Source organism: Labrenzia sp. C1B70 (genome assembly GCF_000475395.1).
Lineage (GTDB): Bacteria > Pseudomonadota > Alphaproteobacteria > Rhizobiales > Stappiaceae > Roseibium > Roseibium algicola.
The window spans coordinates 176,422-200,541 of record NZ_AXCE01000010.1 but is presented as its reverse complement, the minus strand read 5'-3'; the positions used below and the strand labels follow the sequence as shown (position 1 = coordinate 200,541).

Annotated in this window: 30 protein-coding genes and 1 other RNA gene; 19 read left to right on the top strand and 12 right to left on the bottom strand. The window is 60.4% G+C overall.

What is annotated here, in order from left to right; all coding sequences use genetic code 11:
• Positions 1-68: 68 nt before the first annotated feature.
• Genes ruvB through ruvC form a run of 4 tightly spaced genes read right to left on the bottom strand, consistent with a single transcriptional unit; the run spans position 69 to position 2,470 of the window.
• On the bottom strand, positions 69-1,109 hold the full coding sequence (gene ruvB / locus Q666_RS46815) for a Holliday junction branch migration DNA helicase RuvB (protein WP_023003445.1): 1,041 nt from the start codon (positions 1,107-1,109) through the stop codon (positions 69-71).
• Positions 1,099-1,344 carry a hypothetical protein gene (locus tag Q666_RS46810; protein WP_023003446.1) on the bottom strand — a complete coding sequence of 82 codons (246 nt, stop codon included), beginning with the start codon at positions 1,342-1,344 and terminating at the stop codon, positions 1,099-1,101. Before Q666_RS46810 ends, ruvB begins: the two co-directional genes overlap by 11 nt.
• Positions 1,341-1,958 (bottom strand): Holliday junction branch migration protein RuvA, encoded by a 618-nt coding sequence (ruvA, locus tag Q666_RS46805; protein ID WP_023003447.1) that lies wholly within the window; start codon positions 1,956-1,958, stop codon positions 1,341-1,343. The genes Q666_RS46810 and ruvA overlap by 4 nt, the downstream gene beginning before the upstream one ends.
• A complete protein-coding gene (gene ruvC / locus Q666_RS46800) occupies positions 1,955-2,470 on the bottom strand; it encodes a crossover junction endodeoxyribonuclease RuvC (protein ID WP_031270522.1) in 516 nt (171 codons plus the stop codon). Before ruvC ends, ruvA begins: the two co-directional genes overlap by 4 nt.
• A 190-nt stretch (positions 2,471-2,660) precedes the next feature.
• Here ruvC and Q666_RS46795 point away from each other — a divergent pair, with 190 nt between their 5' ends.
• Positions 2,661-3,422 carry a sulfite exporter TauE/SafE family protein gene (locus Q666_RS46795; RefSeq protein WP_023003449.1) on the top strand — a complete coding sequence of 254 codons (762 nt, stop codon included), beginning with the start codon at positions 2,661-2,663 and terminating at the stop codon, positions 3,420-3,422.
• Between the two features lie 213 nt (positions 3,423-3,635).
• On the opposite strand, the gene Q666_RS46790 is transcribed toward Q666_RS46795, so the two are convergent.
• The 7 genes from Q666_RS46790 to Q666_RS46765 all read right to left on the bottom strand — a co-directional run bounded on the left by Q666_RS46790 (position 3,636) and on the right by Q666_RS46765 (position 7,317).
• Complete coding sequence (locus Q666_RS46790; protein WP_023003450.1) at positions 3,636-3,947, bottom strand: MazG-like family protein; 312 nt, start codon at positions 3,945-3,947, stop codon at positions 3,636-3,638.
• A 99-nt stretch (positions 3,948-4,046) separates the two neighbouring features.
• Entirely contained in the window at positions 4,047-4,793 is a 747-nt protein-coding gene (locus Q666_RS46785) for a YebC/PmpR family DNA-binding transcriptional regulator (RefSeq protein ID WP_023003451.1), read from the bottom strand.
• Positions 4,794-4,892: 99 nt separating this feature from the next.
• On the bottom strand, positions 4,893-5,723 hold the full coding sequence (locus Q666_RS46780) for a TIGR00282 family metallophosphoesterase (protein ID WP_023003453.1): 831 nt from the start codon (positions 5,721-5,723) through the stop codon (positions 4,893-4,895).
• Positions 5,724-5,765: 42 nt separating this feature from the next.
• Positions 5,766-6,344 carry a 5-formyltetrahydrofolate cyclo-ligase gene (locus tag Q666_RS46775; protein WP_023003455.1) on the bottom strand — a complete coding sequence of 193 codons (579 nt, stop codon included), beginning with the start codon at positions 6,342-6,344 and terminating at the stop codon, positions 5,766-5,768.
• Positions 6,345-6,388: 44 nt separating this feature from the next.
• A non-coding RNA gene (gene ssrS / locus Q666_RS65525) (6S RNA) lies at positions 6,389-6,543 on the bottom strand.
• A gap of 108 nt (positions 6,544-6,651) precedes the next feature.
• Positions 6,652-7,032 (bottom strand): cell division protein ZapA, encoded by a 381-nt coding sequence (locus Q666_RS46770; protein ID WP_023003457.1) that lies wholly within the window; start codon positions 7,030-7,032, stop codon positions 6,652-6,654.
• A gap of 6 nt (positions 7,033-7,038) precedes the next feature.
• On the bottom strand, positions 7,039-7,317 hold the full coding sequence (locus Q666_RS46765; protein ID WP_023003460.1) for a DUF4164 domain-containing protein: 279 nt from the start codon (positions 7,315-7,317) through the stop codon (positions 7,039-7,041).
• On the opposite strand from Q666_RS46765, the gene Q666_RS46760 reads away from it, so the two are divergent.
• The 17 genes from Q666_RS46760 to Q666_RS65520 all read left to right on the top strand — a co-directional run bounded on the left by Q666_RS46760 (position 7,316) and on the right by Q666_RS65520 (position 22,084).
• Positions 7,316-7,687, top strand: a complete 372-nt coding sequence (locus tag Q666_RS46760) for a hypothetical protein (protein ID WP_023003462.1) — start codon at positions 7,316-7,318, stop codon at positions 7,685-7,687. The genes Q666_RS46765 and Q666_RS46760 overlap by 2 nt on opposite strands.
• Before the next feature lie 84 nt (positions 7,688-7,771).
• Complete coding sequence (tkt, locus tag Q666_RS46755) at positions 7,772-9,760, top strand: transketolase (RefSeq protein ID WP_031270523.1); 1,989 nt, start codon at positions 7,772-7,774, stop codon at positions 9,758-9,760.
• A gap of 144 nt (positions 9,761-9,904) precedes the next feature.
• Positions 9,905-10,915: a type I glyceraldehyde-3-phosphate dehydrogenase gene (gene gap, locus Q666_RS46750; protein ID WP_023003466.1), complete on the top strand. Its 1,011-nt coding sequence runs from the start codon at positions 9,905-9,907 to the stop codon at positions 10,913-10,915.
• A 163-nt stretch (positions 10,916-11,078) separates the two neighbouring features.
• Positions 11,079-11,267, top strand: a complete 189-nt coding sequence (locus Q666_RS46745) for a hypothetical protein (protein WP_023003469.1) — start codon at positions 11,079-11,081, stop codon at positions 11,265-11,267.
• 22 nt (positions 11,268-11,289) lie between these two features.
• A complete protein-coding gene (locus tag Q666_RS66195; RefSeq protein ID WP_023003470.1) occupies positions 11,290-11,463 on the top strand; it encodes a hypothetical protein in 174 nt (57 codons plus the stop codon).
• A 40-nt stretch (positions 11,464-11,503) separates the two neighbouring features.
• Complete coding sequence (locus Q666_RS46740; protein ID WP_023003471.1) at positions 11,504-12,127, top strand: LysE family transporter; 624 nt, start codon at positions 11,504-11,506, stop codon at positions 12,125-12,127.
• Positions 12,128-12,155: 28 nt separating this feature from the next.
• The gene (locus Q666_RS46735) at positions 12,156-13,349 is read left to right on the top strand and encodes a phosphoglycerate kinase (RefSeq protein ID WP_023003472.1); all 1,194 of its coding nucleotides are present in this window, start codon (positions 12,156-12,158) and stop codon (positions 13,347-13,349) included.
• A 24-nt stretch (positions 13,350-13,373) separates the two neighbouring features.
• Positions 13,374-13,742 (top strand): VOC family protein, encoded by a 369-nt coding sequence (locus Q666_RS46730; RefSeq protein ID WP_023003473.1) that lies wholly within the window; start codon positions 13,374-13,376, stop codon positions 13,740-13,742.
• Between the two features lie 234 nt (positions 13,743-13,976).
• On the top strand, positions 13,977-15,044 hold the full coding sequence (gene fba, locus Q666_RS46725) for a class II fructose-bisphosphate aldolase (protein ID WP_023003474.1): 1,068 nt from the start codon (positions 13,977-13,979) through the stop codon (positions 15,042-15,044).
• 116 nt (positions 15,045-15,160) lie between these two features.
• Complete coding sequence (locus Q666_RS46720) at positions 15,161-15,802, top strand: thiamine phosphate synthase (protein WP_051990114.1); 642 nt, start codon at positions 15,161-15,163, stop codon at positions 15,800-15,802.
• A 14-nt stretch (positions 15,803-15,816) separates the two neighbouring features.
• A complete protein-coding gene (locus Q666_RS46715) occupies positions 15,817-16,977 on the top strand; it encodes a tetratricopeptide repeat protein (protein ID WP_031270527.1) in 1,161 nt (386 codons plus the stop codon).
• Between the two features lie 245 nt (positions 16,978-17,222).
• A complete protein-coding gene (gene efp / locus Q666_RS46710) occupies positions 17,223-17,786 on the top strand; it encodes an elongation factor P (RefSeq protein ID WP_006932138.1) in 564 nt (187 codons plus the stop codon).
• Positions 17,787-17,859: 73 nt separating this feature from the next.
• Positions 17,860-18,666, top strand: coding sequence for an inositol monophosphatase family protein (locus Q666_RS46705; RefSeq protein ID WP_023003477.1), 807 nt, complete (start codon positions 17,860-17,862; stop codon positions 18,664-18,666).
• 273 nt (positions 18,667-18,939) lie between these two features.
• On the top strand, positions 18,940-19,929 hold the full coding sequence (locus tag Q666_RS46700) for a flagellar motor protein MotA (protein ID WP_023003478.1): 990 nt from the start codon (positions 18,940-18,942) through the stop codon (positions 19,927-19,929).
• 3 nt (positions 19,930-19,932) lie between these two features.
• Complete coding sequence (locus Q666_RS46695; RefSeq protein WP_023003479.1) at positions 19,933-20,973, top strand: peptidoglycan -binding protein; 1,041 nt, start codon at positions 19,933-19,935, stop codon at positions 20,971-20,973.
• Between the two features lie 103 nt (positions 20,974-21,076).
• Positions 21,077-21,766: a M50 family metallopeptidase gene (locus Q666_RS46690; RefSeq protein ID WP_023003480.1), complete on the top strand. Its 690-nt coding sequence runs from the start codon at positions 21,077-21,079 to the stop codon at positions 21,764-21,766.
• A 69-nt stretch (positions 21,767-21,835) separates the two neighbouring features.
• Positions 21,836-22,084, top strand: coding sequence for a DUF1272 domain-containing protein (locus Q666_RS65520; protein WP_081713250.1), 249 nt, complete (start codon positions 21,836-21,838; stop codon positions 22,082-22,084).
• A 9-nt stretch (positions 22,085-22,093) separates the two neighbouring features.
• Here the strand turns inward: Q666_RS65520 and Q666_RS46680 are convergent, their stop codons facing one another.
• Positions 22,094-23,842 (bottom strand): TRAP transporter fused permease subunit, encoded by a 1,749-nt coding sequence (locus tag Q666_RS46680; RefSeq protein WP_023003482.1) that lies wholly within the window; start codon positions 23,840-23,842, stop codon positions 22,094-22,096.
• Here Q666_RS46680 and Q666_RS65515 point away from each other — a divergent pair.
• Positions 23,841-24,119 (top strand): hypothetical protein, encoded by a 279-nt coding sequence (locus Q666_RS65515; RefSeq protein ID WP_023003483.1) that lies wholly within the window; start codon positions 23,841-23,843, stop codon positions 24,117-24,119. The genes Q666_RS46680 and Q666_RS65515 overlap by 2 nt on opposite strands.
• Position 24,120: the final 1 nt, after the last annotated feature.

Sequence of the window (24,120 nt, the reverse complement as noted above, 5' to 3'; positions counted from 1 at the left end):
TAAATGCTTAATCGCTATGCAGAGCTAGATGTAACTGACAAGACCTTGTCTTATAAATACTACTTAAACTATTCGGGATCGGTAAACAGTCCCATTTGCGGAGCATCCGGTCTGGATGGGGCCGCAAGACCCAGGTGTTCGAACGCCATCGGCGTCAGGATACGTCCCCTTGGCGTCCGCTGCAGAAACCCGTTCTGGATCAGGTAGGGTTCGACGATCTCCTCGATGGCGTCACGAGGCTCGGAAAGCGCTGCCGCAATGGTCTCGATCCCGACCGGCCCACCACCGAAATTCACCGCGATCTGGCTCAGATAACGACGGTCGAGACTGTCGAGCCCGGCACCATCGACTTCCAGCTGCAGAAGCGCCCTGTCGGCGAGTTCCCTGTCGACGCGCTCGACGCCGGCGACAATGGCAAAGTCCCTTACCCGCCGCAGCAGTCGCCCGGCGATACGCGGTGTCCCGCGAGAGCGTTTGGCAATCTCGCGGGCACCGTCTTCAACCATGCCGATGCCGAGAATGGCGGCGCCACGCTTGACGATGTGCTCCAGCTCCGGAACCGTATAGAACTGCAGCCTGACCGGAATGCCGAAGCGATCGCGCAGCGGAGTGGTCAAGAGGCCCAGCCGCGTTGTCGCGGCAACGAGCGTGAACTTCGCCAGGTCGATCTTGACTGATCGCGCAGCCGGTCCTTCACCGATGATCAGGTCGAGCTGGAAATCTTCCATCGCCGGATAAAGCACTTCCTCGACTGCCGGATTGAGCCGATGGATCTCGTCGATGAAGAGGACGTCGCGCTCTTCCAGGTTGGTCAGAAGTGCTGCGAGGTCGCCCGCCTTGGCAATGACAGGACCGGAGGTCGCCCGGAAATTGACCCCCAGCTCGCGCGCCATGATCTGCGCCAGCGTCGTCTTGCCGAGACCGGGAGGCCCGACGAACAACACATGGTCCAGCGCCTCACCCCGCGCCTTCGCCGCACCGATAAAGACCTTCAGATTGGCGCGCGCCTGGGCCTGACCGACAAAATCATCCAGCACCTGGGGGCGCATGGTTGAATCGATCTCGTCCCCCCGGATTTCCGGCGTCACGATGCGAGTGTCATCCGACATGGCTTACGACCACAAACAGCAACACCAGAAGAGCCAGCGAATAGGCTACCCGGAGTGCATAGAATTTCTTGAACTGGCGCAGGACAAACGGGTCGTCCGACTCCACACGGCGTCCGTTGACGGTAAACGGACGATCCCCCACCGAGGCACTGAAGCGGTGATCGAGGTACATGATACCGCCGATCCCCAGAACCACGAACACGACGGCAATGATGCCATAGGTAACGGCGATCATCCGGCCAATTCCTTCAAGCCAAGGCGGATCAGCGTTTCCGTGGTCGCGTCCTCACCGGCTGACTGCAAGGCCTTTGCGACGGCGCCGCTCGCCTGCGCCTGTGCATACCCCAGATTGGTGAGCGCCGAAACCGCCTCGGCCACCGGCCGGGCAGCCACGTTATCGGCAACGTTCTGGGAAACCGCAATCGTACCCTGGTCCACTGTGGCAAGTCCCGGTGCCTTGTCCTTGAGTTCGGCAATGATGCGTTCGGCAACGCGCTTGCCGACGCCAGGCGCCCGCGAAATCGTTGCCTTGTCGCCAAGCGCAATCGCGTTGGCGACTTCGCTTGCCTTCAAGATCCCCAGAATGCCCAGCGCAACCTTTGCGCCGACACCCTGAACGGTCATCAGGATACGGAACCATTCGCGCTCCGCCTCTACCCCGAAGCCATAGAGCCGGATCATGTCCTCACGAACGATTGTCTCGATGAAAAGGACAGCCGCTTCACCTGCGCGCGGCAAACCCTGCAGAATGCGTGAGGGACAATGGACCTGATAGCCCACCCCGTGCACATCCAGGATCACGTGGTCCTCGCCATAGCTGTCGATGGTGCCTTTCAGCTTGCCGATCATATTGCCCCCATGGCGGCAAGCCGCGCTGTACTGTTGGACCGGTGCTGCGCATGGCAAATGGCAATTGCCAGTGCATCGGCGGCATCGTCCGAATTGAAAGTGGCCCGCGGCATCAGGACCTTGACCATGGCCCGGATCTGTTCCTTTTCCGCATGACCGGTCCCGACCACCGTCTTCTTGACGAGGTTCGGCGCATATTCGGCAACCGGAAGTCCGGCGAGCGATGGCACCAGCAGAGCGATCCCGCGTGCCTGCCCGAGCTTCAGAGTTGCGCCCGCATCCTTGTTGACGAACGTATGTTCTACCGCGGCTTCGGACGGTTCGTGCTGGCGCACGACTTCGCTGAGGCCGTCATGCAGCTGCACCAGGCGCTCGGCCAGGCTCTTCTTGTTGTCGGAGGTTACCGTTCCGGAAGCGATGAAGGACAGGCGATTTCCCACCGCCTCGATCATGCCCCAGCCGGTACGCCGCAGCCCCGGGTCGATGCCCAGCAAACGAATCGCGTGTATCATGGAACAAATCGGTAACAAAACTTCCCCGTTGACGCCAGCCAAAGCGCGGCTTACCACCGGAAAGCCTGTCAAAAACACCTCACAACGTGTTTAATCCGGCCTTGCCTCTACCGGCAGGCCACCTCCCCCGCCAAGGCCCGCCATCTGCCGGGCCAATCCCTTTTTGATCCCGTCCGTTCCGCGAGTTCCCATGGCCGACATCTTCAGCTCCTTTCCGCCCGGCCTTCTGGTGTTCCTCGCCGCAGTCCTGTTTGTGGCAGGTTGCGTGCGCGGGTTTGCAGGGTTCGGTGCGGGAATGATCTTCATGCCGGTGGCCGCCAGCGTCATGCTGCCGTCAACCGCGGCCGCCACCTTTCTGTTCATCGACGGCATTGTCGCACTGCCTTTGGTGGTCAGGGCGCTCAGGCTGTGCAACTGGTCGACAGTGCTTCCCGCGGTCGTTGGTGCCGTGGTCTTTGTTCACGTCGGCGCCTGGCTTCTGGCCAACGCGGATGTGCTGGTTCTGCGCTGGACGATCTTTGCAATCGTGACCGGTCTGCTACTGCTGCTGGTGTCCGGCTGGCGCTATGAACGCAAACCCTCCAGACCGGTGTCGCTTGGGGTTGGCGCAGTTGCGGGCATCCTCGGCGGCATCTCGCAGGTCTCCGGCCCGCCAGTGGTTGCCTTCTGGCTCTCCAGCGCCAAGGAACCGGCAATCGTCCGCGCCAACCTGATCGTGTTCTTCGCGCTTGCGAGTATCGGAACCTTCGTCGCCTATATCTTCAACGGCTTCTTCACGCTGGAAGTGTTCCACCTCCTGATCATGGCGATCCCCGTCTATGCCCTAGCGATCTATCTCGGCTCCAACGGCTTCAAGCACGCCGACCCGAAACTCTATCGCAAGCTCGCCTATGGCCTGATCGCCCTCGCCGCCCTCTCCAGCATGCCCCTGCTGGATCCGCTTTTCCGGTAGGCGGTTCTTGGCGTTATGTTAGTGTGGAGGAACACCCAGACACCCTCATCCTGAGGAGCCGCGAAGCGGCGTCTCGAAGGATGGGCCTCTTGTTCCGGAGTATGTAGCCCATCCTTCGAGACAGCGCTTTGCGCTTCCTCAGGATGAGGTTGAGTATGGCCAGGACCACCCGATCAAGTTGGCAAAACCCGCCCCAAAAACGTGGCGCAAACCCTATTCGGCCAAAGGCTTTTCCTGCAGCTTCTCCTGCCATTTGGCACATTTTTCCGCCATCAGCCGCGTGAGTTCCGCCTCGAACTCTTCCCTGCTTGAAGAAGCCTGCGCCAGAACGCTCATCGCCACGATCGCAGCATCGGCGGCTTCTTCACGGACATCTGCCAGCGTCTGGTTCTTGTATTCGCTGCCCGGCGCCTTCGTTGCCGAAAGAACGGCCTGCGCCAGCTCTCCGGCTTCCTCCGCCAGCTTCAGCGCACGCTCCTGCAAGGTCTTCGGGTCTTTCTGCGTCAGGTCGAAGATATTGAACATGCGATCGGTCTCCTTGGTTCAAGGAAGGCGCGAGCCTCAGGACCACCAAAACAAAAACCCCGGCAGGGCCGGGGTTTTCAGATCCATATCCTGTTTTACTCAGGAAGCCAGCGAGGCCATGGTTTCTTCGTCGACATCGAAGTTGGAGTAGACGTTCTGGACGTCGTCGTCGTCTTCCAGCATGTCGATGAGTTTCATCATGGTCTGGGCCTTGTCCGCGTTGACCGGCGTCAGGTTCTGCGGCTTCCAGATGATCTTGGTCGAATCCGCTTCGCCCAGTGCCTGTTCCAGAGCAGCGGAAACATCGTTCAGATCTTCAAAGGCGGTGTAGATCGTGTGACCGCTCTCGTCGGACTGAACGTCTTCCGCGCCAGCTTCGATCGCAGCTTCCAGAACCGCGTCGGCTTCACCGGCTTCCGGCTTGTAGATAATTTCGCCAACACGGTCGAACATGAAGGAGACCGAGCCCGTTTCCCCCAGCGACCCACCGCATTTGGTGAAATAGGAGCGGATGTTGGAGGCGGACCGGTTGCGGTTGTCGGTCAGGGCTTCGACGACCACGGCAACACCTGCCGGGCCGTAGCCCTCGTAACGGACTTCCTCGTAGTTGTCGTCGTCGCCGGACTGGGACTTGTTGATCGCCCGCTGGATGTTTTCCTTCGGCATGGACTGGGCCTTGGCGTTCTGGACGGCAAGGCGCAGGCGCGGGTTCGCGTCCGGATCCGGGTCGCCCATCTTCGCGGCGACGGTAATTTCCTTGGACAGCTTGGAGAACATCTTGGAGCGGGCCGCGTCCTGGCGTCCCTTGCGGTGCATGATGTTCTTGAATTTTGAATGGCCTGCCATGGCTCTTCTCGGTTCTTTACAGGTGATGTCAGTGAAAACTGCGCCGCTTATAGGCAAGTTGACCCGGAAAATCCAGCGCAGAGAAATTCTCGGCCGTGGTCAGGCCCCGTTCGGCCAGAAGGGCGGGATCACAGGCTCCAGCCGGCCGCCTATGCGAAGCGGCGCAACCCGCTCGGCAAGCCCGGTCCGATCGTCCGTCTCGATGGCGACACCGCAGATGGTCGGATCGCCTGTTGCCGGTGTGAACCGGGAGCTCGGTATCTTGCGCTGAAACCGGTTGACCGGCTCTTCCTTGTCCATGCCCAAAACACTGTCATAAGCACCGCACATGCCCGCGTCGGACATGTAGGCCGTGCCGTTTTCCAGGATCTGGTGATCGGCTGTCGGCACATGGGTATGCGTTCCGACAACGAGACTGACCCGGCCATCCAGGAAGTGGCCCATGGCCTGTTTCTCGCTGGTGGCCTCGGCATGCATGTCGACGATGATGGCATCGGCTACATCGCCAAGCGGACACCCGTTGATGACGTTGTCGATGGCGGCAAAGGGATCGTCGAGCGCATCCATGTAAACGCGGCCCATCACATTGGCCACCATCACCCTTGCGCCGTTTCTGGCCGTGAAGAGGTGCGCACCGCGCCCCGGTGTCCCGGAGGGGTAATTGACCGGTCGAAGCAGCCTGTCCTGTCGCTCGATATAGACCAGGGTGTCACGCTGGTCCCAGACGTGGTTGCCGGTGGTCACGACGTCGGCGCCCGCATCCAGAACGTCCTGCAGGATCGTTTCGGTAATGCCGAACCCGGACGCAGCGTTCTCACCGTTCACGATCACGAAATCGAGCTGGTTGCTTTCCACCAGCTCCGGCAATTGCTCAATGACGGCGGTACGGCCAACGCGGCCGACAAGATCGCCCAGAAACAGAATACGCATATATCCTCACTGGGCGGCCTGCTTCGGCGATCACTTTCGCCGTCAGCCGAACGCCCGGTACCCCTGCTCGGTCAGAATTCCATTCAACGGCTTGTCATGCGCTTCCGCGGGGACGCGGTCAACCTCCTGCACGGAAAAGGCAAGCCCGATGCACAAAAGGGGCCCGGAGTGTTGCAGCTGCGCAATTGTAATGTCGTAAAAAGCCTTGCCGTAACCGATGCGCGTGCCTTTGCCGTCAAAGCCGGCAAGCGGCATCAGAAGAACATCCGGGCGCACTTCCTCGGCAGAGGGGCCGGGTTCGGAGGTGCCGAAACCGGCGGAAACCAGTTCCGTATCCCGCTCCAGGCGGCGAAAGATGAGGCTCGGGCCGGTCATCACGGGCAGGCACAGGTGGTGCCCAAGCTGGCGCAGGCGGTCCATCAGCGGGCGCGGGTCGATTTCGTCCCGGATCGGCCAGAACCCGGCAACAACTGCTCCTGCCGGCAGCGGCAGATCTTCGGCGTGATCGCTGAGCATCAGGCTGTGCTCGATCCGCTCCACCTCCGGCATTGCCTTGCGGCGGGCAAGCACCTGCTTGCGAAGACTGTCTTTTTCGGCAGCAATGGAGGAAAGGTCGGTCATGGGGCCTCGAATAGAATGGATCGGCCCGCGTCCTGAAAAGGAAACGCGCAGCCGCCCGACCGTTGGATTTGCAATCCCGGGAAACCTACAATGTAGGTGGGCGCCGTATGCAACGGACCACGGCCCAGCGCAGGGACAGCTCCCAAGGGAATGCGTAAGGCCCCGGGGATAATGTTCCTGACGTATCGGGCAGCCGCAAGTACCGCATATAATCCGGTGCGGCGGCAATTACCAGTGCGGCATGGATTTCATCACAAACGAAGTTGCGGGCACTCTCCGTTGCCGTCTGGCCGGAAAGGCGGTCGCCTCAGGCGTTGTCCTGGGCCCGCAAGCTCTTGGAAAGACCGTCCGCAAGGCTTTCGATCCGAGCGGCCGCAGTATTGACGGCACGCGACAGCTCTTCCTCGTTCTGGCTCATGTTGTCGAGCGCAGCCACCTGCTGTTTCTTGGCATCGGCCAGCTGTTCTTCAAGCCGGGCGACCTTGCGCTCCAGTTCCGAAAGCTGGTCGGCCGCCATGATGCCGGCCATTACCGTCAGGCGCTGGTCGCCGATTTCGCCGAAGGCGCCTCGCAAGTCGTTGATCCAGCCATCGAAACGGGCAGCAAGGCCCATCAAGCGCTCTTCCTCGCCGTCATCGCAGGCCATGCGGAAGGACTTGCCGTTGATGGTAACCGTGATCTGAGCCATATGCGCCTAGCCTCCGTGCGCGTCGAGCACGCTGCGGATGGTTTCCATTGCCGAGACGAGCCGCCGGGAGACATCCCGGTTGGCCTCTTCCAGCCGGGAAGCCCGTGCTTCGCTTTCATCGAGTGAGGCTGCCAGTTGGGAACGGTCTTCGCCGAGCCGCTGCAGGTCGTCCTGCAGGGCATTGAGCGACCTGTCTGCATCAAGACGGCGCTGGACAGCCGCTTCGAGATTGCCGACGGCTTTGTCCAGCCGCTTTACCGCATCGGCCAGGCTGGTCTTTTCCATGCAGTCGACATCCGCCATTAATTACGTCGTCCCAATCGTTCTTCTGCGGCGGTCCGCCCATTCCTTCCTAGGTCAGACTGGAGATTTGGCGCTTTCGACCCTGGAGTTGCTGCTCAAATTACGGGCATTTCAGAGAATGCGCGGCAAAGCACGTTTCACGGCGAAAAAGCAAATCTTTGTTAGAGCGTCGAGCTTAGGCACCGCAACTTCTCTCAGTCAATGCCACCATTGGCAGAATCCTCAACTCTATAACGCGTGGAAGAAAAAATTCTTCCCCGGCAATGCCCTCAAAAGACCCAAACCAGCTTTATTGACTCGGGTGCCGTTCCTGATATTTGTCTGGCGCCTGTTCGAGATTGACGAGTGTTAATTCTTGAGCAACGCACCTCAAAACAACCTTGCCGGGCTCTCTGCTTCGGCCAAGGGGGGCTCCAAAGCAAGCAACGGGACCACGATGACCGATCTTGATAAACACCAGCGCATGGCAAATGCGATCCGCTTTCTTGCCATCGATGCCGTGGAAAAGGCTAATTCCGGTCACCCCGGCCTGCCCATGGGCGCTGCGGATATCGCGACAGTTCTTTTTACCGAATTCCTGAAATTCGATCCGACATCCCCGAACTGGGCCGACCGCGACCGCTTCGTTCTGTCCGCCGGTCACGGCTCGATGCTGCTTTACAGCCTGCTGTATCTGCTGGGCTATGAAGACTTCTCCCTCGACGAGATCAAGAATTTCCGCCAGCTCGGCGCACGCACTGCCGGGCACCCGGAATACGGCCACGGCGCTGGCATCGAGACCACCACCGGCCCGCTCGGCCAGGGTCTCGGCAACGCGGTCGGCATGGCCATCGCCGAGCGCCTGCAGTCCACCCGCTTCGGCGAGGATCTTGTCGATCACTACACCTATGTGCTGGCTGGTGACGGCTGTCTCATGGAAGGCATCAGCCAGGAAGCCCTGTCGCTGGCAGGTCACCTGAAGCTCAACAAGCTGATCGTCATCTGGGACGACAACGGCATCTCCATCGACGGCAAGGTCGAAATCACCGATTCAACCGACCAGCAGGCCCGTTTTGCCGCCTCCGGCTGGAACACGCTCAGCGTCGACGGTCACGATCCGGTCGCCATTTCCGCCGCGATCCGCCAGGCACAGGCCAGCGACCGCCCGACCCTGATCGCCGCCAAGACCACCATCGGCTTCGGTGCACCGACCAAGGCCGGCACCGCGAAGGTTCACGGTTCGCCACTTGGTGCAGACGAAATTTCCGGCACCCGTGCCGCGCTCAACTGGCCGCACGCGCCGTTTGAAGTTCCAAGCGACATTCTGGACGCCTGGCGCATTGCCGGCCTTCGCTCCGCCCAGGCTCACAAGGACTGGCAGAAGCGCTTTGCCGAAGCTGACGCCGAGACCCGCGCCGAATTCGAGCGCCGCAATCGTGGCGACCTGCCGGCCGGCTTCACCCAGGCCGTTCTGGACTACAAGAAGAAGCTCGCCGACGAACAGCCGACCATGGCGACCCGCAAGGCTTCCGAAGCTGTTCTGGGCGTCATCAACGAAGTTGTTCCGGAAACCATTGGCGGCTCCGCCGACCTGACCGGTTCCAACAACACCAAGACGCCGCAAACCGCGCCGGTCACCCCGGACGATTTCTCCGGCCGTTACATCCACTACGGCATCCGTGAACACGGCATGGCGGCAGCCATGAACGGCATGGCTCTGCACGGCGGCCTGATCCCCTATTCCGGCGGCTTCCTGATCTTCTCCGATTACTGCCGTCCGTCGATCCGTCTCGCAGCCCTCATGGGCCAGCGGGTCATTCACGTCATGACCCATGATTCCATCGGTCTTGGCGAAGACGGTCCGACCCACCAGCCGGTGGAACATTTCGCCGCCCTGCGCGCGATCCCGAACCTGACCTTCTTCCGTCCGGCCGACATCACCGAGACGCTCGAGTGCTGGCAGCTGTCGCTGGAAAACCGCGACGGACCGTCGGTCCTGGCACTGACCCGTCAGAACCTGCCGTCGCTGCGCAAGACCTATGAGGAAAACAACCTCTGCGCCAAGGGTGCCTATGTGCTGATCGACAGCGACGAAGACGCGGCCGTGACAATCTTCGCGACCGGTTCGGAAGTCGAAATCGCCGTCAACGCGCAAAAGGACCTGAGCACGGCCGGCATTGCCGTGCGCGTGGTCTCCGTTCCGTCGTACGAGCTTTTCGAAGCACAGTCAGACGACTACAAGGCCGCCGTCATCGGCAACAGCCCGGTCAAGATCGCCGTTGAAGCCGGCATCCGCATGGGCTGGGACCGCTTTATTGGTGCGGACGGTATCTTTGTCGGCATGACCGGCTTTGGCGCGAGCGCGCCTTACAAGGAACTTTATGAGCATTTCGGCATCACGGCGGACGCCGTGGTTGCAGCCGCCAAGGCAAAGCTCAGCGTTTAACCGAAATCAATTCCCGGCACCAAGACTTCCTCCTATGGTGCCGGGCCTACGGGCACATCAAGTGCTTTTCAAGTGACCACACTATGTGGTTTTTAAATCGGTTTAGCCCCTTCTGAGGCACACCGAAGATTGCGGGAGTGGATTATGGTAACCAAGGTAGCAATCAATGGATTTGGACGCATCGGCCGCAATGTGCTGCGTGCGATCGTCGAATCCGGCCGCACCGACATTGAAGTCGTTGCGATCAACGATCTCGGCCCGGTCGAGACCAACGCGCATCTGCTGCGTTACGACAGCGTGCACGGCCGTTTCCCGGCAGAGGTCAAGGTCGATGGCGACACCATTTCCGTCGGTGGTGGCAAGCCGATCAAGGTGACCGCGATCCGCGACCCGAAGGAACTGCCCTGGGGCGAGCTTGGCGTTGAAGTCGCCATGGAATGCACCGGCATCTTCACCGCCAAGGAAAAGGCCTCCATGCATCTGGAAGCCGGCGCCAAGCGCGTTCTGGTCTCCGCCCCGGCCGACGGCGCCGACAAGACCATCGTCTACGGTGTCAACCACGATGCGCTGACCGCAAACGACCTGGTCGTATCCAACGCGTCCTGCACCACCAACTGCCTGTCCCCGGTCGCCTATGTGCTGAACGAAACCATCGGCATTGAAAAAGGTTTCATGACCACGATCCACTCGTACACCGGTGACCAGCCGACGCTGGACACCATGCACAAGGATCTCTACCGCGCCCGTGCTGCGGCCATGTCCATGATCCCGACCTCCACCGGCGCTGCAAAGGCCGTCGGCCTGGTACTGCCGGACCTGGCCGGCAAGATGGACGGTGTGGCTATTCGTGTCCCGACCCCAAACGTTTCCGTGGTCGACCTGAACTTCATCGCCAAGCGCGACACCACCGTTGAGGAAATCAACGAAGCCATCAAGGCAGCCGCAAACGGCAAACTGAAGGGCGTGCTCGGCTACACCGAAGACAAGCTGGTTTCGATGGACTTCAACCATGACAGCCATTCCTCGGTCTTCCATTGCGACCAGACCAAGGTCATGGACGGCACTTTCGTGCGCATCCTGTCCTGGTACGACAACGAATGGGGTTTCTCCAACCGCATGGCCGACACGGCCGTGGCGATGGCAAAGCTCATCTGATCCCTGCCTTCGAAAGACGCCGGTTCATCCGGCGTCTTTTTTGTCGGTATGGATGTCTTTCCGGCAAAGCCGCAAAAAACTTTCTCGATTCAGGCATAGCCCCGGGGCAAAGGTCATGTAGACTGGTGCTGCAGACTTGCAGTTCAATCCTGGAGACGCCGTCATGACCGCTCTACTGGTCATTCTTGGGTCGTTGTTCGCGGTTGGTTGCCTTGTGGGTTTCGGGTTCTACTGGCTCGATATGAAGCGGGACAACGAACGGTTCCCTTCAGATCAGGACGATGAGCCTGACATGGGCAGCCTCAATACCGATGTCTTGCGAAAGCCGGATTCCCCGGCTGGAAATTCCTGAGTCCAATTGAAGGATCCTGACCATGACCACGCTGACTTTTCTGATCGTATTTGTTGTCCTGATCGGCGTCGGCTTCTATTTCGTGGAACGGTCGAAGGAACGCTCCGCAAGAAACACCAAACGGTCCTGGCAGCCGGATGTTGACGGACAAAAGTCCGAAACGATGGCCAACCTTCAATCACCGCCAGATCGATAACTCTCCCTGTTCGATCCTTATCCTTCCCGGAGTTCCCTGCTTGCTCGAACTGCTCACCGTCATTTCGCTGACCGTCGTGGTCGCAATCGTTCCCGGGCCTGACTTTGCCGTTGTCCTGCGCAATGCCCTCATCGGCGGACGGCTCGCCGGCATCATGACTGCGCTCGGCATCGCGCTGGCCCTCGGCGTACACGTCACTTACGCACTGGCGGGTATCGGCCTGATCGTTTCCCAGTCGATCCTGCTCTTCAACGCGCTGAAACTGATCGGCGCTGCCTACCTCGTTTTCCTGGGCGTCACCATGTACCGCACGGCATCTAAGGAGATGCCGGCCGACGGTGCCCTGTCCGGCATGTCGCCCTTCCGCGCGCTTCGCTGGGGCTTCTTCACCAACGTGACCAATCCGAAAGCCACCATGTTCGCCCTTTCGGTGTTTCTGCAGGTGACGTCTCCCGAAACGCCGCTCTGGACCCAGATCGGTTACGGCGTGATCATGGCGGGCGGCGTGTTCCTTTGGTTTGTTCTGGTGACCGTCTTCTTCACGCTTCCCGCCGTACGCCTCAAGTTCATGCGTGCCAAGCTCTGGATGGAACGGTCCTTCGGCATTCTCCTGACCTTGTTCGGCATCGGTATCGCCGTTTCCACCAACTCCAGCCGTCCTTGAAGACGGGCGATTTCCAACAGGTAAATCAATGGCTTTCAAAACTCTCGATGATATGACTGACATTGCAGGCAAACGCGTTCTGGTCCGCGTCGACCTCAACGTGCCGATGGACGGCGGCAAGGTTTCCGATACCACCCGTATCGAGCGGGTCCTGCCGACCATCCGCGAACTGTCCGACAAGAAGGCAAAGGTCATCCTGCTCGCCCATTTCGGCCGCCCGAAGGGCGCGCGCGTTGCCGACATGTCGCTCGGCCCGGTCGCCCTGGCGGTTGCCGGCCTGCTTGGCAGACCCGTGGTCTTTGCAGACGACTGCATCGGCCAGGCGGCAAAGGATGCTGTCGACGTCATGGTCGATGGCGATGTCCTGCTGCTGGAAAACACCCGCTTCCATGCCGGTGAAGAAAAGAACGACGAGGACTTCGCCAAGGCTCTGGCCGCCAACGGCGACATCTATGTCAATGACGCCTTTTCGGCGGCACACCGGGCCCACGGTTCCACCGAGGGCATTGCCCGGCTTCTGCCAGCCTATGCCGGCCGCACCATGCAGGCGGAACTGGAAGCCCTGGGCTCCGCGCTCGGCAATCCTGTTCGTCCGGTTCTCGCCGTTGTCGGCGGTGCGAAGGTTTCTTCCAAGATCGATCTGCTGGAAAACCTCGTTGCCAAGGTCGACATGCTTGTTATCGGCGGCGGCATGGCCAACACCTTCCTGGCCGCACAAGGCACGGACGTCGGCAAGTCGCTGTGCGAGCATGATCTGGCTGAAACCGCAAAACGCATCATGACCGCAGCCGACAAGGCCGGTTGTGAGATCGTCTTGCCTGCCGATGCCGTTGTTGCCAGGGAATTCAAGGCCGGCGCGGACAACGAAACCGTTTCGCTCGACGCCATCCCGGCGGACGGCATGATCCTCGATGTCGGTGCGGCATCCATCGAAACGGTGAAAACCAAGATCGACGCCGCCAAGACCCTGGTCTGGAATGGCCCCCTGGGCGCGTTCGAGATCGCCCCGTTCGACACCGCAACCGTTGCGGCTGCCAAGCATGCCGCTGCCAACACCAAGGCGGGCAAGCTGAATTCCGTAGCCGGTGGCGGCGACACCGTCGCAGCGCTCAACCACGCGGGAGCGGCTGACGATTTCTCCTATGTCTCCACAGCCGGCGGCGCCTTCCTGGAATGGCTGGAAGGCAAGGAACTGCCGGGGGTGAAAGCACTCGAAGCCTGACATCGAAGCGGGGTGAAATCTGTCATGCAACGCTGTTTCACCAACATTCTGACCGAGGAGGTCGCCGCAACGGCGGCCTTCTATCAGAACCTCCTGGGCCTGCAGCCGCAATTCGTGTCCGACTGGTTTGTAAACCTTGCCGATGCCGATAACCCGGCCCTCGAGCTGGGTATCCTGAAACAGACCAGCGAGATTGTCCCGGCACGTGCCCAGCGTGCCACCGCAGGAGTGATCCTGACCTTTGTCGTCGACGACTGTTCAACGGTATACGAGCGTGCCCTGACACTCGGTATGAACGTGGTCGAGGCACCTCGCGAAATGCCCTATGGCCAGATGAGGATGATTGTCAGAGATCCGGCCGGAACATTTGTCGATATCAGTTCGCCGGTTTAGAACTCGCCGGGCGGTGGCGCTGACCGCCTCAATTTAATTCGATCCGCAAATTAAATCTGCCAACACGTTTTCCGGCAGACCCTTGTATTTTAATTGATTTAAGCGAAGCCGGCCCTCTTTAAATGGCCACAAATCTTGTTAGAACCAGCGGGACTTGACGCACCGCAAAATAGGTGTCGTGATTTTTCGCGAACCTTGTCGGCTCATTGGAACCGGACCCTCTGGAGATTTTTGATGGCACGTATCACCCTCCGCCAGCTTCTTGATCATGCTGCTGAACACGACTACGGCGTTCCGGCGTTCAATATCAACAACATGGAGCAGGCACTGGCGATCATGGCTGCGGCGGACCAGACCGACGCCCCGGTTATCATCCAGGCCTCCCGCGGTGCCAGGTCCTATGCCCACGACGTGATGCTGAAGCACATGATGGACGCCGTCGTGGAAATCTATCCGCATATTCCGGTCTGCGTGCATCTGGACCACGGCAATGCTCCGCAAACCTGCATGACGGCCATCCAGGCCGGCTTCACCTCTGTGATGATGGACGGTTCCCTTGAAGCCGACGGCAAGACCCCGGCAAACTGGGACTACAACGTCGGCGTCACCAAGACAGTGACCGACATGTCCCATCTGGGCGGCATCTCCGTTGAGGGCGAACTCGGTGTTCTGGGGTCTCTTGAAACCGGCATGGGCGACAAGGAAGACGGCCACGGCGCGGAAGGCAAGCTCAGCCATGACCAGTTGCTGACCGACCCTGAAGAAGCCGTCAAGTTCGTGCAGGAAACCAAGGTCGACGCTCTTGCCATCGCCATGGGCACCAGCCATGGCGCCTACAAGTTCACCCGCAAGCCGGACGGCGAAATCCTTGCCATGCATGTGATCGAGGAAATTCACCGCCGCCTGCCGGAAACCCACCTCGTCATGCATGGGTCGTCTTCCGTGCCGCAGGACCTGCAGGACATCATCAACCAGTATGGTGGCCAGATGCCGCAGACCTGGGGTGTGCCGGTGGAAGAAATCCAGCGCGGCATCAAGAACGGTGTGCGCAAGGTCAACATCGACACCGACAACCGCATGGCGATGACCGGTCAGATCCGCAAGATCCTGAGCGAGAACCCGGGCGAGTTCGATCCGCGCAAATATCTGAAGCCTGCCCGCGATGCCATGCAGAAGCTGTGCATCGAGCGTCTGGAAGCCTTCAACACGGCCGGCCAGGCGTCCAAGATCAAGAAGATCGTTACGCTTGCCGACATGGCGAAACGCTATCAGTCTGGCGAACTGGATCCGAAGATCGCCTGATTTTCGGCCGGACCGGCAGAGAAATTCTTTCACTTTATTGAAAGAGGGGCCTTGCGTCCCTCTTTCGCCGTCTTTAGGGACAAAATCCCGATCAGACATCAATCAGGACCGCACAAGTGAACCGTCCCCGCCTCTTTCTCGTGACGCCGCCGGAATTTGACACCGCCGACATGGCGGCAAAGCTCAAACAGGCCTTCACCGGTGGTGACATCGCTTGCGTGATGATCTACCGCCCTGGCGCCAGCACCAAGGATCTGCAAGCCGCTGCCAGCGAACTTGTTCCGATCATCCAGGAAGGCGGTGCGGCGGCCATCGTCTATCGCGATACCCAGGCAGCCGGCCGCAGCGGCGCCGACGGCGTCCACGTCGACACCTCGCTGGAAGACCTGAAGCTGGCCGTGGAAAGTTTCAAGCCCGATCGTATCGTCGGCACAGGCGGCACCAAGCTGAAACATGATTCCATGGAATGGGCCGAAACCGGGGTCGACTACATCTTCTTCGGCAAGCTGGACCTGCCTGAAAAGGCCGAGGCCCATGACAGGACCCTGGCCAGCGCCTCCTGGTGGGCAGAACTGTTCGAAACACCCTGCGTCGCACTTGCCGGCAACACGCTTGAAACTCTGGGAGACGTTGCCGCGACCGGAGCAGATTTTGTTGCCCTCAAGGATGCTGCCTGGCAACCGGACACGGATATTTCATCCGTGATTGCCGAAGCCAATCGTATTCTGGACGCCCATCCCTTTCCTGAAGTCGAATAGCGAGAGCTGGATGCATGCCGACACCTGAAACGAGCCTACGCCGGAAACTTCACGCCCCCTTTCTGCTTGCGGCAGGGTTGCTGGCAGCTGGAATGCTGTCATCCGTGTCGTTTTCTCCGGCCATTGCCCAGGACAACACCGGCACCAGCGAAACAACAGAGGCCGGTGACGCGGCGCCAGAGCCGGACGTACCAGTAGGCCCGGATGGCAAACCGTTACCGGTGCTGATCGACGTCACGACCAAGGACAAGACACTGCTGAGCATTGTCGACGCGGGTCCGCCGAAACTGGAAGAAGGCGAAGTCGCCAACGCTGATACCGCGTACACCGCTTTTCAACGCGGCTGGTTCCTGACCGCGCTCGGTCTTGCGACCCCTTTGGCGGAACAGGGCGACAAGGCCGCCCAGGCCCTGCTAGGCGTGCTGCACGAGGCCGGGCTCGGTATTCATCAGGACAAGGCCAAGGCTGCCGACTGGTACAGCCTGGCCGCCGCCAAGGGTGATACCGGCTCTGCCATGCAGCTGGCCCAGCTCTATCTGCTCGGCACCGGTGTCGAGGTCGACAAGAAGAAGGCAGCAGACCTGTTCGAAGAGGCTGCCAACGCGGGCAATGCGTCTGCGCTCTACAATCTCGCCCTGCTCTACGAGGAAGGCGAAGGCCGCCCCTTCGACGAGAAGAAATCGCGAGAACTGCTGGAAGAAGCCGCCCAGCTAAACGATCCGGAAGCGCAATACGCGCTCGGCCTTTCCTATCTGGAAGCCCAGACCGGGCTGAACGACCCCGGCCTGGGCGCGTTCTGGCTTGGCCGCGCAGCCCGCCGCGGACACACCTCCGCGCAGGTTTACTACGGCATTCTGCGGTTCCAGGGTAAGGGCGTCGATCCGAACGAGACGGAAGCCGCCGACTGGTTCGAGCGGGCCGCCACGTCCGGCAACCCGGTCGCGATGAACCGGCTGGCGCGAACCTATGCCTACGGCCGTGGTCGGGAACAGGATTTTGCCGCCGCAGCGGGCTGGCACCTGATTGCCCGCACCTTGGGTGTTTCCGATTTCTCGCTCGACCGGATTATCGAAAGTCTGGACGAAACAACAATGGATGAAGCGCGCAAGCTGGCCGAACAATATTCGGCCACATTGATGGCCCCTTCGGAGGAGCCCGGCAAGGAATCTCCGTAAACCTTGCGAGGAAGCGCGGAATCGTAAGGATGTTTGCCTTTTTTCCTTGAACTCCACCGGCTTTTGTGGTGGACAGGCGCGAGCAAATTTCAGGCGCATCGGCGGCCCGCCGGTCTCGCCCTGCTAAAGGTTCTGTTGAGTTTTGGAGTTTTGTCGTGGTTTGGGTGGAGTTTCCACCGGACGCGGCGGATTTCTAATGGTCAACAGACCCTAAGATCCAAACAAATCAAACAGTCGGTCGTTCCATGAAAATCAACGGAAACGAAATAAAGCCCGGTAACGTGCTTCAGCACCAGGACACGCTTTGGGCGGTTGTCAAAGTCCAACACGTCAAGCCAGGCAAAGGCGGTGCCTTCGCACAGGTTGAAATGAAAAACCTGCTCGATGGCCGCAAGCTCAACGAGCGTTTCCGCTCCGAAGACAAGGTCGAGCGCGTCCGTCTGGAGCAGAAAGACTTCCAGTATCTCTTCACCCAGGAAGACATGCTGATTTTCATGGACACCGAAACCTACGAGCAGCTGGAACTTCAGGCTGATTTCGTTGGCGACCGCGCCGCTTTCCTGCAGGACGGCATGATGGTGACCGTCGAACTGCATGAAGAGCGCCCGATCGGCATCACCCTGCCGCAGTTCGTGACCCTGGAAATCCGGGAAGCCGACGCGGTGGTGAAGGGCCAGACCCAGTCTTCGTCCTACAAGCCCGCGCTCATGGAAAACGGCGTCCGCGTGATGGTACCTCCGTTCATCACCGCCGGCGAAAAGATCATCGTCGACACCGGTTCACTGGAATACGTCCGCCGCGCGGACTGATCTCCTCCCGGCAAGACTTCAAATTGGCGCGCCCGGATTTTGCCGGGCGGCGCCCAACAACAAGTGACAAACAATGGCCCGCACAGCTCTCCTCAACGTGATGGTTCAAGCCGCAACGAAAGCCGGACGTTCTCTGGTTCGCGATTTCGGTGAAGTTGAAAACCTTCAGGTGTCCCGCAAGGGACCCGGCGATTTCGTCTCGGCTGCAGACCGCCGCGCCGAGGACATTGTGCGCGCCGAACTGACCAAGGCCCGCCCGACCTTCGGGCTGGTCATGGAAGAAAGCGGTGAAGTTGAAGGAACCGACGGCCAGCATCGCTGGCATGTCGACCCGCTCGACGGCACCACCAACTTCCTGCACGGCATTCCGATCTTCGCCACCTCCATCGCACTGGAGCGGGCTGGCGAGATCGTGGCCGGGGTCATCTACAATCCGGTGATGGATGAGCTCTATACCGCTGAACGCGGTCGCGGCGCCTTCCTGAACGACCGTCGCCTGCGGGTTGCCGGCCGCTCCGAATTGCATGAGATGGTGTTCGGCACCGGCCTGCCCTTCATCGGGTCGGGCGACCATGGCCGGACACTGCGCGAGCTGCGCTACATCATGCCGGAAGTCGCTGGCATCCGCCGCTGCGGCGCAGCTGCCCTCGATCTTGCCTGGACCGCGTCCGGCCGTCTCGACGGTTTCTGGGAGCGCAACCTGAACAGCTGGGACATTGCGGCCGGCCTCCTGATGGTGCGCGAAGCCGGTGGTTTCGTCACCGATCTTCAGGGCAAGAACAAGATGCTGGAAAGCGGCGATGTGGTTGTCGGCAACGAAGACGCCCACAAATACCTGCTGCAGCTCCTGAAAAAGGCGGCAACTCCGGCTCAGGGCTGATTGCCTCCAGCACTTCCCGGCAGCACCGCGACGCGAACACCTTCATCTTCGAAAAGCGCATGACGCTGACCTGAAAGAGGTGCGGCGCAAACCGCCCACCCCGGGAGACGGGCCCCACGACCCGTCTCTTCATGAGAAGGCCTTTGGATAAACCAGGCGGTTTTCGGGCTTTCCAGACTTTATTCGGGTCTCTTCGGCAATTCGAGGTTTCCAAGCCGTTAAAAATCACGCTATCAATCAGTTACGTCCAATTCAGGTGATTGATAACGCAATATGGCCCGTGAATTTGACCCCTACAGCCTGTCCAGTCCACGGGCCTATCTGACCTTCATGATCATCTTTCTGGTGATCGTTGCCTTCATCGCCTTCATCCTGTTCCCGCAGATTTCGACGGCCTTCATGAGCAACCCGGGTCTGAATGGCCTGATCGTGCTTGTCGGTGTGTTCGGTGTGCTGCTGCTCTTCGGCCGCGTGATCCGACTGTTCCCGGAAATCTCTTGGGTCAACAGTTTCCGGATCGGCGATCCGGGCCTCGACACGCGTTCGCCGGTGCTGCTGGCGCCGATGGCTGCCTTGCTCGGCAACAAGTCCGGCGACATGGCCCTGACGCCAACCACCGCCCGCTCGATCCTCGATTCCATCGGAATGCGTCTTGAGGAAAGCCGCGAGATGTCGCGCTACCTCACAGGCCTCCTGGTGTTCCTCGGCCTGCTCGGCACGTTCTGGGGCCTGCTGCAGACCGTCAGCTCGGTTGGCGCGACCATTCAGTCGCTCGACGTCGGCTCGGGTGATGCCAACGTTATCTTCGAAGATCTGAAAGCTGGCCTGGAAGCGCCGCTCTCTGGCATGGGCACGGCCTTCTCGTCCTCGCTCTTCGGTCTGACGGGCTCGCTTGTGCTCGGCTTCCTGGATCTGCAGGCGGGACAGGCCCAGAACCGGTTTTACAATGAGCTGGAAGACTGGCTGTCCACGGTCACTGACATCGATCCGGAAGAAAGCCTGTTCAATGCCCCGGATTCACCCGGCGTCGAACAGATACAGGCCTCGATCTCCGCCCTGCAGAAAAGCGTTGAGGAAGGCGGCAGCAAGAATGCCAACCAGGCCATGGCCAATCTGGCCGAAGGCATTCAGGGTCTGGTGAAACACGTTCGCTCCGAACAGCAGATGATGCGCGACTGGGCCGAGGCCCAGGGCGAACAGCAAAAGCGCATCGAAGGGCTCCTGTCCTCGATCGCCGCCGCTTTCGACCGCGCGAAGGAGTAGACGATGGCCGGACTGGCAGGATTGCGCGCTCGCCGAAGGGCCCAGTCGACCGACTACTGGCCCGGCTTCGTTGATGCCATGGCGACGCTGCTGCTCGTCATCATCTTCCTGCTGTCCATCTTCATGATCGCCCAGTTCTTCCTGTCGCAGCAGCTTTCAGGCCGCGACACGGTGCTGAACCGGCTGAATGCCCAGATCAGCGAGCTGACGGAGCTTCTCGCCCTGGAGCGCGCCAATTCCGGGGAGTTGGAAGACACGATCCTCGGCCTCCAGGCCAGCCTTTCCGATGCACAAAGCGAACAGACCCGGCTGCTTGGCCTTCTGGAAAACAGTTCCGGTGCAGCCGATGCGGCCGGCGGACGCGCCACCCAGCTGGAAAACCTGCTCGACGACGAACGTCAGATCAGCCAGGACGCCCTTGCCCAAGTGGAGCTGCTCAATCAGCAGATCGCGGCACTACGCCGCCAGATAGCTGCCGCTAACGCTGCTCTTGAAGCTTCCGAGGCAAAGGAAGCCGACAGCCAGGCCAAGATCGCCAGCCTCGGCAAGAGGCTGAACGCCGCACTGGTTCAGCGCGTGCAGGAACTGTCGCGCTACCGCTCGGACTTCTTCGGTCGCCTGCGCGAAATCCTGTCCCAGCGTTCCGACATCTCCGTCGTTGGCGACCGTTTCGTGTTCCAGTCCGAAGTGCTGTTCGACAGCGGTCAGGAAGACATCAATCCGGAAGGCCGGCAGGAGCTCGACAAGCTTGCAGACGCCATCCAGGAGCTCAGCGGTCAGATTCCGGACGAAATCAACTGGGTGCTGCGCGTAGACGGGCACACCGACGCCCGCCCTCTGTCGGGCACGGGGCGCCTTCGCAACAACTGGGAACTCTCCGCCGCCCGCGCCATTTCCGTGGTCCGCTACCTGATCGAACGCGGCGTCGACCCCAAGCGGCTTGTCGCAGCCGGGTTCGGCGAATTCCAGCCGCTGGAAGAAGGCGAAACACCGGACGCCCTGGCCAAGAACCGCCGGATCGAACTGAAACTGACGGAACGCTGAGACTCACGTCAGCTCAACAGATCCTGAGGAATGCACGCGTGATGTCGGGCGAACCGGGCATGCCGGCTTGACTTTTCCGCCCTCAGACGGACTTTTCAATTTCATGCAGACCCTCAAAGGCCATTGGCAGCTCATCCTCATTACCGCCGTGATGTTCCTCTTCTGGAACACCTTCCTGGTCGTGCCCTTGAAGATCCTGATCGTCTATCTGCATGAATTGTCACACGCGCTGGTGGCCATCCTGACCGGTGGTTCCGTAGAGGAAATCTCTCTCTCGCCCTGGCAGGGTGGCCATGCGATCACACGCGGTGGCAGCCGGTTCCTGACGCTGACAGCCGGGTATCTCGGCTCGCTTGCCATCGGCATGGCACTCTTGATGATTGCCCTGAAAACAAATGCAGACCGCATCGTGCTGGGCCTGCTCGGTGCCTTCACCTTGCTGGTCGCGCTGCTCTATATCCGCGACCTCTTTGCCCTCGCCTTCTGCATCGGCACCGGCGTGGCCATGCTGGCGGCTGCCCGGTTCCTCAGTGTCACGGTCAACGACCTGATCCTGCGCGTCATCGGCCTGACCAGCATCCTCTACGTGCCTTTCGACATTTTCGACGACACCATCCGTCGCTCAGGTGCCCGTTCCGATGCCTACATGCTGGCGGAAGAGTTTGGCGGCCCCACGATTTTCTGGGGTGCACTCTGGCTGCTGGCAAGCCTCGCCATCATCTACCTATGCCTCAGACACAGCCTCGGGAAGAGCAGCAACGTCGATTTCGGAAAGCGCGTTCAAAAGAGTTAGCGATTGCCGCTTGACCCGGCCGACCGCAACGGATGACCCTTGGCGAACACATCCTTACCGGAGACCGCCATGCTGGATCTGCGCCCCAATTGTGAATGCTGCAACAAGGACCTTCCACCGGAATCCGAAGAGGCCTTTATCTGTACTTTCGAATGTACGTTCTGTGCGGACTGCGCCCAAAATGTCCTCAATGGCGCGTGCCCCAACTGCGGCGGCAATTTTCAGCAACGCCCAATTCGGCCGGCAGCAGCCCTGCTGCGCCACCCGGCTTCGACACAACGAATTTTCAAGCCGGAAGGCTGTGGCCAGGGCACCTAGGGCGACTGCCTAGAGCAGATTGCCCCCGACAAAGATAATAAGAAGGCCTGCGCCGCTTGCGGCCAGCCTCTGCAAGGGCTTCCTGAAGCCTATGACACCGTAGGAAACAAGGCCCAGCCCGAGGCCGATCTTGGCAGCGGCAAGCAGCGCCGGCAGCGGGCGGGCCGCAAGCTCCAGCACCGCCGGATTGGCGACCATGGCCAGAGGAATGATGTAGAGGCCAATGCCGAGCGCCATGGCGGAAAGAGCGACCTTCAGCCAGTTTTCACCAATCATCCCGGCGGCGATGAAGACGGCTCCGCAGACAGGCGGCGTGATGGTCGACAGCAGCGCGAACCAGAAGACGAAAAGATGTGCCTGCAAGGGTTCCAACCCCTGCTGCATCAAGGCCGGTCCGGCAACGGAAACACAGATGACATAGGCCGCGGTCGTCGGCACTTCCATACCGAGGATCAGACAGGCAAGCGCGGTCAGGAACAAGGACGGCCACAGGTATCCACCCGACCCGGACAGAATGAGCGAAGTGATCTTGACGCCGAGCCCGGTGATCGCCAGCACGCCGATGATGATCGAGGCACAGACGATGATCGCCGCGATGACCGATACCTGACGGGCCGAGTTCAAAGCCGCGCTTTCCAGCCGCAGCAGGATGTCCTTGAGTGCAAAGGTGCCTTGGGCGTTGAAGAAAAGCAGCGCGAAACCGGCCAGAATGGCAATGCAGGCCGCGTATTGCGGTGTATAGCGCGCGACGAACATGCCCCACAGCAGCACGGAGAACGGCACCAGGAAGAAGGCTGAGGTAATGGCCACCTGGCGCATTTGCGGCTGATCGCCCTGATCGATGGCAGCAAGGTCATACCGCTTGGCATAGGCATTGATGCCCACCCAGACCGCGAAGAAATAAAGAATTGCCGGCAGCAAGGCCGCTGCCATGATCTGGGTATAGGGCACCCGTGTCAGCTCCACCATGACGAAGGCCCCTGCCCCCATCAAAGGCGGCATGATCTGGCCGCCGGAGGACGCAACTGCCTCGACGGCTGCCGCCAGTTTTTTCGGGTAGCCGAGCCGCGTCATGGCCGGAAGAGTGATTGCACCGGTGGAAGCCACATTGGCAGACGCGGAGCCTGAAATGGAGCCGAACAGCGCCGAGGACAACACGGACACCTTGGCCGCCCCGCCCTTGAGCCGGCCTGCCGCCGCAGCAGCGACGTTCATGAACCCTTGTCCGGCTTCCCCGGCATTCAGAACAGCGCCGAAAATCACGAAAATGGCGACCACGCCCACCGAGACACCGGTCAGGCTTCCCCAGACCCCGCCTTCAGCAATGGTCAGCGTGCCGAGAAAACTCGCAAGCGGCGTGCCGGAGTGACCGAATTCACCCGGAATATGCTGACCGAACATGCCATAGGCCAGTGCCAGCGCCGCCACCACCGGCAGCGGCCAGCCGATTGCGCGACGCGCGCCCTCAAGCACAACCAGCAACAGGGTGCCGGCCATCCAGAACTGGAAGTCACCTTCCAGAAAGCCGTATTGGTCCGAAAGCGCGGACTGGTTGGCCACGATCCACAGACAGACGGCCACACCTGCAGCACACAGGACCGCACCGCTCACGCGCGTGAGAAAACCGCCTTTGGCAAAGATGAAGATCCATGGCAGGGCAAGTGCAAGATGAAGCGGCCGGCTGACGAGGTTTGGCACCAGACCGGAGAAGATCAGCCCGAGATGAAATACGACAAGCGCCGTTGCGAGAAGAAGCATGGCCATTCGCTGGAAGGGCGATGTCGCGGTGTCACCACTGATCATGGGCTGGTATTTCTATCTGATTGCGCAGCTTATCGGCCGAAGGGGCGACATGCTGCTGCACGGTTTCATTCTGTCAGAGCGCTCTCCTGCGCAAGGCAGGGAACTGATGCTTTTGGACAGTCCTGGAAGGGCCCGTTGGACGATTTCCGCCGGACCATTATGTCTGCTCGAACGATACGGGGCGCCATTTTCCGGCAGATCCTGCCATGGCGCCCCGCGTTCGGTCTTGTGAT

Coding starts and splice junctions, on each gene's coding strand:
- ruvB (WP_023003445.1), bottom strand. CDS start 1,109: ATGTCGGATGACACTCGCATCGTGACGCCGGAAATCCGGGGGGACGAG.
- Q666_RS46810 (WP_023003446.1), bottom strand. CDS start 1,344: ATGATCGCCGTTACCTATGGCATCATTGCCGTCGTGTTCGTGGTTCTG.
- ruvA (WP_023003447.1), bottom strand. CDS start 1,958: ATGATCGGCAAGCTGAAAGGCACCATCGACAGCTATGGCGAGGACCAC.
- ruvC (WP_031270522.1), bottom strand. CDS start 2,470: ATGATACACGCGATTCGTTTGCTGGGCATCGACCCGGGGCTGCGGCGT.
- Q666_RS46795 (WP_023003449.1), top strand. CDS start 2,661: ATGGCCGACATCTTCAGCTCCTTTCCGCCCGGCCTTCTGGTGTTCCTC.
- Q666_RS46790 (WP_023003450.1), bottom strand. CDS start 3,947: ATGTTCAATATCTTCGACCTGACGCAGAAAGACCCGAAGACCTTGCAG.
- Q666_RS46785 (WP_023003451.1), bottom strand. CDS start 4,793: ATGGCAGGCCATTCAAAATTCAAGAACATCATGCACCGCAAGGGACGC.
- Q666_RS46780 (WP_023003453.1), bottom strand. CDS start 5,723: ATGCGTATTCTGTTTCTGGGCGATCTTGTCGGCCGCGTTGGCCGTACC.
- Q666_RS46775 (WP_023003455.1), bottom strand. CDS start 6,344: ATGACCGACCTTTCCTCCATTGCTGCCGAAAAAGACAGTCTTCGCAAG.
- Q666_RS46770 (WP_023003457.1), bottom strand. CDS start 7,032: ATGGCTCAGATCACGGTTACCATCAACGGCAAGTCCTTCCGCATGGCC.
- Q666_RS46760 (WP_023003462.1), top strand. CDS start 7,316: ATGCAGTCGACATCCGCCATTAATTACGTCGTCCCAATCGTTCTTCTG.
- Q666_RS46765 (WP_023003460.1), bottom strand. CDS start 7,317: ATGGAAAAGACCAGCCTGGCCGATGCGGTAAAGCGGCTGGACAAAGCC.
- tkt (WP_031270523.1), top strand. CDS start 7,772: ATGACCGATCTTGATAAACACCAGCGCATGGCAAATGCGATCCGCTTT.
- gap (WP_023003466.1), top strand. CDS start 9,905: ATGGTAACCAAGGTAGCAATCAATGGATTTGGACGCATCGGCCGCAAT.
- Q666_RS46745 (WP_023003469.1), top strand. CDS start 11,079: ATGACCGCTCTACTGGTCATTCTTGGGTCGTTGTTCGCGGTTGGTTGC.
- Q666_RS66195 (WP_023003470.1), top strand. CDS start 11,290: ATGACCACGCTGACTTTTCTGATCGTATTTGTTGTCCTGATCGGCGTC.
- Q666_RS46735 (WP_023003472.1), top strand. CDS start 12,156: ATGGCTTTCAAAACTCTCGATGATATGACTGACATTGCAGGCAAACGC.
- Q666_RS46730 (WP_023003473.1), top strand. CDS start 13,374: ATGCAACGCTGTTTCACCAACATTCTGACCGAGGAGGTCGCCGCAACG.
- fba (WP_023003474.1), top strand. CDS start 13,977: ATGGCACGTATCACCCTCCGCCAGCTTCTTGATCATGCTGCTGAACAC.
- Q666_RS46715 (WP_031270527.1), top strand. CDS start 15,817: ATGCCGACACCTGAAACGAGCCTACGCCGGAAACTTCACGCCCCCTTT.
- efp (WP_006932138.1), top strand. CDS start 17,223: ATGAAAATCAACGGAAACGAAATAAAGCCCGGTAACGTGCTTCAGCAC.
- Q666_RS46705 (WP_023003477.1), top strand. CDS start 17,860: ATGGCCCGCACAGCTCTCCTCAACGTGATGGTTCAAGCCGCAACGAAA.
- Q666_RS46700 (WP_023003478.1), top strand. CDS start 18,940: ATGGCCCGTGAATTTGACCCCTACAGCCTGTCCAGTCCACGGGCCTAT.
- Q666_RS46695 (WP_023003479.1), top strand. CDS start 19,933: ATGGCCGGACTGGCAGGATTGCGCGCTCGCCGAAGGGCCCAGTCGACC.
- Q666_RS46690 (WP_023003480.1), top strand. CDS start 21,077: ATGCAGACCCTCAAAGGCCATTGGCAGCTCATCCTCATTACCGCCGTG.
- Q666_RS65520 (WP_081713250.1), top strand. CDS start 21,836: ATGCTGGATCTGCGCCCCAATTGTGAATGCTGCAACAAGGACCTTCCA.
- Q666_RS65515 (WP_023003483.1), top strand. CDS start 23,841: ATGGCCATTCGCTGGAAGGGCGATGTCGCGGTGTCACCACTGATCATG.
- Q666_RS46680 (WP_023003482.1), bottom strand. CDS start 23,842: ATGCTTCTTCTCGCAACGGCGCTTGTCGTATTTCATCTCGGGCTGATC.